The sequence below is a fragment of the Pseudomonas sp. AC463 genome, assembly GCF_979253585.1.
This window is the reverse complement of sequence record NZ_CEEDDZ010000564.1, coordinates 1-276: the sequence shown is the minus strand read 5'-3', so window position 1 is coordinate 276 and position 276 is coordinate 1. Positions and strand designations below refer to the sequence as shown.

Genomic DNA, 276 nt, shown 5'->3' with positions numbered 1-276 from the left:
CGAGACGGCGATCAGCTACGGCATCGCGCCGCCGAACTACGAAGCGATGGACTATGATGAACTTGCCGAGGCGCTGGCGGATGTTGTGCCGCCGGGTCACCAGGCCTTGCTGGCGAGCGCGAGCGATATGGAGGTCATCGGTGATTATGCGTTCGTGCACGCCGGCGTTCACCCGGATCGCGCGCTGTCGGAGCAGCGCAGCAGCGACTTACGCTGGATTCGCAACCCCTTCCTCGATCATCGGGCCCCAGTGGAGAAGATGATCGTCCACGGTCA

General features: G+C 63.4%; 1 protein-coding gene. It reads left to right on the top strand.

The features are described 5' to 3' along the window. On the top strand, window positions 1-276 hold a 276-nt coding region (locus AC0IYH_RS31435), incomplete at both ends, for a hypothetical protein (protein ID WP_471838146.1).